Origin of the sequence: Kitasatospora sp. NPDC059812, from assembly GCF_042732075.1 — a bacterium.
GTDB lineage: Bacteria > Actinomycetota > Actinomycetes > Streptomycetales > Streptomycetaceae > Kitasatospora.
Window position 1 is genome coordinate 1 of sequence record NZ_JBHWIO010000155.1, and the last position, 5,135, is coordinate 5,135.

Annotated in this window: 3 protein-coding genes; 2 read left to right on the forward strand and 1 reads right to left on the reverse strand. The window is 73.5% G+C overall.

Going from position 1 to position 5,135, the window contains the following annotated elements; translation table 11 throughout:
* Positions 1 to 237 precede the first annotated feature (237 nt).
* Complete coding sequence (locus ACFV6D_RS38165) at positions 238 to 1,908, reverse strand: FtsW/RodA/SpoVE family cell cycle protein (protein WP_380563315.1); 1,671 nt, start codon at positions 1,906 to 1,908, stop codon at positions 238 to 240.
* Between the two features lie 302 nt (positions 1,909 to 2,210).
* Between ACFV6D_RS38165 and ACFV6D_RS38170 the strand changes: the two genes are divergently transcribed.
* Complete coding sequence (locus ACFV6D_RS38170; protein ID WP_079135508.1) at positions 2,211 to 3,206, forward strand: cytochrome c oxidase assembly protein; 996 nt, start codon at positions 2,211 to 2,213, stop codon at positions 3,204 to 3,206.
* Between the two features lie 323 nt (positions 3,207 to 3,529).
* Positions 3,530 to 4,651: a ribosome small subunit-dependent GTPase A gene (rsgA, locus tag ACFV6D_RS38175; RefSeq protein WP_380563317.1), complete on the forward strand. Its 1,122-nt coding sequence runs from the start codon at positions 3,530 to 3,532 to the stop codon at positions 4,649 to 4,651.
* Positions 4,652 to 5,135 lie beyond the last annotated feature (484 nt).

Genomic DNA, 5,135 nt, shown 5'->3' on the forward strand with positions numbered 1-5,135 from the left:
GGGGTGGTTTTTTTTTTTCTAAACACCCCCCCCCCCCCCGGCCGGGGGGGGGGCGGGGCCGCCGGGGGGGCCCCCCCCGGCCCCCCCCCCCACCCGGGGGGGGAGGCCCTGTGCGTCGGTTCGTCTCCCGACGCCGGCCGTCTCCTGACGTCCGTTCGTCTCCTGGCGCCGTTCTTCTCCTGGCGTCGGCTCGCCGTTGCCCGGAGGGCGGCCGGCGGACGGTCAGGCGGCGGACGGTCAGGCGGTGGACGGGTTCGGCGGGAAGGGGGACTGCGGGGCCGGGTGGTACCCGTACGGGGACTGCCCGGCCGGGGGGTGCGGGGCGGCCGGGTTGACCTCGGTCCGGTCCGGATCCGGGCCCGGGGCGGCCGGGCGTGGGAGCGTCAGCTCCGGGGCCGTCGGGTTCGGGCCGCTCGGCGCGGTCGGGTTCGGGTTCGGGCCCGGATCCACCGCGGCCGGACCGCCCGGGGCCGCCGCCCGGCCCGCCGGCCCGGCCTGCGCCGGGAGCGGATCGGGGCTCGGCGGCGCCGGTTCCAGCGCCGTGCGCCCGGCCGAGTCGCTCAGCTTGATCAGCAGCGCCACGATCAGCCAGTTCGCCAGCAGCGACGAGCCGCCCGCCGCCAGGAACGGCAGCGCCTTGCCGGTCAGCGGCACCAGCCCGCTCACCCCGCCGACCACCACGAACACCTGCAGCGCCAGCGCCGTCGACAGCCCCGTCGCCAGCAGCTTGCCGAACGGGTCGGTCAGCCCGACCGCCGTCCGCAGCCCGCGCTGGACCAGCAGCAGGTACACCAGCAGCACCGCCGTCACCCCGGCCAGGCCCAGCTCCTCGCCGATCGTGGTGAAGACGAAGTCGCTGCGCCCGGCGAAGCCGATCAGCCACGGCCGCCCCGAGCCCAGGCCCGTCCCGGTCAGGTGCCCGGTGCCCAGGCTGAACAGCGCCTCGGCGGGCTGGTCGGAGATGATCGCCGGGTCGTGGTGCTCCTTGTAGATGTCGAGCGGGTGCAGCCAGGCCTCGACGCGCCCGTGCACGTGCGGCTCCACGGTGCCGACCACGGCCGCGCCGCCGACCGCCATCAGCAGGCCGAGCACCACCCAGCTGGTGCGCTCGGTCGCCGCGTACAGCATCACGACGAAGACGCCGAAGAAGATCAGCGAGGTGCCGAGGTCGCGCTCGAAGACCAGCACCAGCAGGCTGACCACCCAGATCGCCAGCACCGGGCCGACGTGCCGCCCGCGCGGCAGGGTCATCCCCCAGATCTTCCGGCCGGCCAGCGCGAGCGCGTCCCGGGAGGCCATCAGATAGCCGGCGAAGAAGATCGTGATCGCGACCTTCACGAACTCGTCCGGCTCGAAGGAGAGCCCGAACAGGCGGATCCAGCGCTTGGCGCCGAAGTCCTCCGGCCGGCCCGGGAAGAACGCGGGCGCCGCCAGCAGGATCAGCGCCCCCGTCATCAGCAGGTACACGTACCGCTGGAAGAACCTGTGGTGCTTGATCAGCGCGATCAGCGCGATCGCCACCGCGACCGAGACGAACACCCACATCAGCTGCGAGGGCGCGGCCGGGAGCTTCTGGTAGTCGCCCTTCTTGGCGTGCGCCGCCGCGTAGGAGATGTCCAGCCGGTCCAGCAGCATCAGCCCGAAGCCGGTCAGGAAGACGCCCAGCGGCAGGATCAGCGGATCCGCGTACGGGGCGAACCGCCGCACCGCCAGGTGCGCCGCCCCGGCCAGTCCGCCCAGCGCCAGGCCGTGGACCAGCAGCCCGGGCGGCATCTTGCCGGTCAGTGCCAGATCGGCGTCGATGTGCCCCGCCAGACAGACGGCCACCGCGAGCGCCAGCAGGCCCAGCTCGATGTTGCGGTGGCGCGCCGCCAGCCGGCGGCCCTCGCCGCGTGCAGTGCCTTGCACCCTTGTCTTCCCCTTGTCATCACCCGCGTGGCCGGTATCGCCGACGGTGCATCCTGCCAGACGAACACGGCCCTGCGCCGGTTGCGGTCCGGGGGCCGTCGAGGCCGGAACTTTGCCTGGGCAAAGCTTTTTCCGGGCTCGGTAAAGCTTTGTTCAGGCGCAGGTATAGAGGCGGGCCCCGGGCGCGGCGGGCCCCGGCCGGGAGGCCATCATGGCCGGGGCGCCGCGGTCCGGTCCGCGGCGCCCGACGGACCGCCGGACGGCGCCGGCGGCGGCAGGGCGCGAACGAGGTGGGCGGACGGATGGACGGCGCGGTGCGAGTGCTCGCCTACAGCGGACCACCGCCCTGGCAGTGGTCCGACCTGGCCACCGCGTGGACGGCCGAACCGCTGGTGCTCACCCTCTCCGTGCTGCTCGGCGGCTGGTACCTGGCCGCGGTGCGCACCGTCCACCGGGCCGGCGGCGAGCGCTGGCAGCCCTCCCGCACCGCCGCCTTCCTGGGCGGGCTGCTGCTGTGGATCTGGTGCACCTGCTCCGGCCTCGGCGTGTACGAGCGGATCCTGTTCACCGACCGGGCCGTCCAGGTCGTGCTGCTGCTGATGCTCGTCCCGCTGCTGCTCGCCCTCGGCGCGCCGGTCTCGCTGCTGGTCGCGGCCGCGCCGCCGGCCCGGCGCGAGCGCATCCTGCGGGCGCTGCGCAGCCGGCCGTCCAAGGTGCTGATGTTCCCGGCCGTCTCCACCGCGCTGCTGATGGCCCCGCCGTGGCTGCTCTACTTCACGCCCTGGTACGAGGAGTCGGTGTCCAGCGCGTTCGGGAACGTGCTGCTACACCTGGCGCTGGTGCTGCTCGGGCTGGCGTACTTCTGGCCGCGGCTGCAGATCGACCCGGTCGGGCGCGAGTACCCGCACCTGGTCGGGCTGTTCATCACCTTCGCCGAGGTGATCTTCGACGCGGGGCTCGGGCTGGTGCTGATCTACGGCGGCCACCTGGTCGCCGAGCACTACTACGTGGCGCTCGGGCGGCCGTGGGGGCCGAGCCTGGCGCAGGACCAGACCTGGGGCGGCAACATGCTCTGGGTGCTGGGCGACCTGGTCGGGCTGCCGTTCCTGGCCGCGCTGGTGCGGCGGATGGTGGTGCAGGGGCGGGAGGAGATCAAGGCGGTGGACGCCGAACTGGACGCCCGTTTCGAGGAGGCCGCGGCGCAGGCGCAGGCGGCGGGGCTGCCGGCCGAGGAGGAGGCCGGGATGCGGCCCTGGTGGCTGGACGACCCGAACCTCAAGCACCGGTACGGCGGGTAGTCGGCTCCGGCGGGTTCCTGGGCGCGGGCCCGCACTTTTGTAGGTCCAATGTTGGTCCCTTGTGGATCCCTTCACCGCGTTTCCGCAGGTCAAAAACCAGTTGGCCCCGCCACCCCCACCAGCTAGCGTTTGTCCCGTCCAGATCGGGGGCCTTCACGGCCGCCCGAGGAGTAGAGAGCAGGAGGTGAACCCCGTGGTCGTTGTCGCCCCGATAGCTGCCTTGGGCAGTACTCGCGTTCACCTCCTCTTCCCGGCCGCCGGCTGACCCTTTCCGCGCCAGCCGCAGCCCGCCGGGATCATCTCCTCCCGAAGGGCCCACCGCGTTGTTCAACGCTGCCTCCACTTCGTCGTTCCCCTCCACCTCCCCCTCTGACGAGCTGCCGCTGTCCGGTTACGGCTGGACGCCCGAGCTCGCCGAACTCTTCACCCCGCTCGCCGAGGCCGGGCTGATCCCGGCCCGGATCGTCCGGGTCGACCGCGGCCAGTGCGACGCCGTGCTCGCCGATCCGGAGACGGGCGAGCCGCGCACCGTCCGGCTCGACACCCGCCCGGGCGGCGACGCCGACATGATCAACTGCCCGTGCACCGGCGACTGGGCCGCCGTGGACCTCCACGCCCAGCCGATGGCCGCCGTCACCGCACTGCTGCCCCGCTCGACCGCGATCATCCGCAAGGTGGCCGGCAAGCGCTCCGACGGCCAGGTGCTCGCCGCCAACGTCGACACCGTCCTGATCGCCGCCTCACTCGCCGCGGATCCGGACCTCGGCCGGATAGAGCGCTTCCTGGCCCTGGCCTGGGAGTCCGGCGCCGACCCCCTGGTCGTCCTCACCAAGGCCGACCTGGTGGACGACGCCGAGTTCATCCGCGCCGACGTCGAGGCGGTCGCGCCCGGTGTCACCGTGCTCGTGGTCAGCGCCGGGACGGGCGAGGGCATGGACGTGCTGCGCGCCTGCGCGCCCGGCACCACGGCCGTGATCGGCCAGTCCGGCGTCGGCAAGTCCACGCTCACCAACGCGCTCGCTGGCGTCACGGCGATGGCCGTCCAGGAGGCCCGCTCGGTCGACCAGAAGGGCCGCCACACCACGACCACCCGTGAACTGATCCCGCTGCCCGGCGGGGGTGTGCTCATCGACACCCCCGGGCTGCGCGAGGTCGGCCTCTACGGTGGCGAGGGCGTGGACCTGGCCTTCGCCGACATCGCCGGACTGGCCGAGGAGTGCCGCTTCCACGACTGCGGCCACCACACCGAGCCCGGCTGCGCGGTGCAGGCGGCGCTCGCCGACGGCACCCTGCCACAGCGCCGGATGGACAGCTACCTCAAGCTCCAGCGCGAGAACGAGTGGATCGCCTCCCGCTCGGACGCCCGACTGGCCTCGGCCCGGGCGAAGAAGTGGAAGTCGCTCTCCAAGTCGATGCGCGCCGCGGGAGGCTCCGTGAAGCGCTGACCAGGAAAGCCGACAAGGAAAGCCGACCAGGAAATCAGGGGGCCGCGGCCGGCCTCCGCCCGGGCCACCCGGCTCGGCTGAGGCCGGGCGGGCCGGCAGCCGGAAGTGCTTCAGGGCCACTGCGGTGGCGTCGTCCACGGTGAAACCCGGGTCACCGAGGGCGGCGAGCCGCCCTGGCCGACGGCCAGACCGCGAGCAACGCGCACGTGCGCCGAGCGCTGCGGCGCGGTGCGGTCTTCCCCCGGGGTGGCCTCGGGGCGGGCTCTCCGGTGCGGGCGTCCCAGCGCGGGTCTCCGGGTGTGGGTCTCTCGGTGTGGGGCCTCCGGTGTGGGGCCTCCGGCGTGGGCCCCCGGCGTGGGCCCCCGGCGTGGGGGCGCCCGGGCCGGGGGGGGGGGGGGGGGGGGGGGGGGGGGGGGGGGGGGTTGCGGCGCCATTAAAAAAAATACAATAACACCCAAATAAAACAAAAACACTAATTCCGCGA

Bases quoted from the DNA above. Each gene is read 5' to 3' on its own strand.
- ACFV6D_RS38170 (WP_079135508.1), top strand. From the start codon at position 2,211: ATGGACGGCGCGGTGCGAGTGCTCGCCTACAGCGGACCACCGCCCTGG.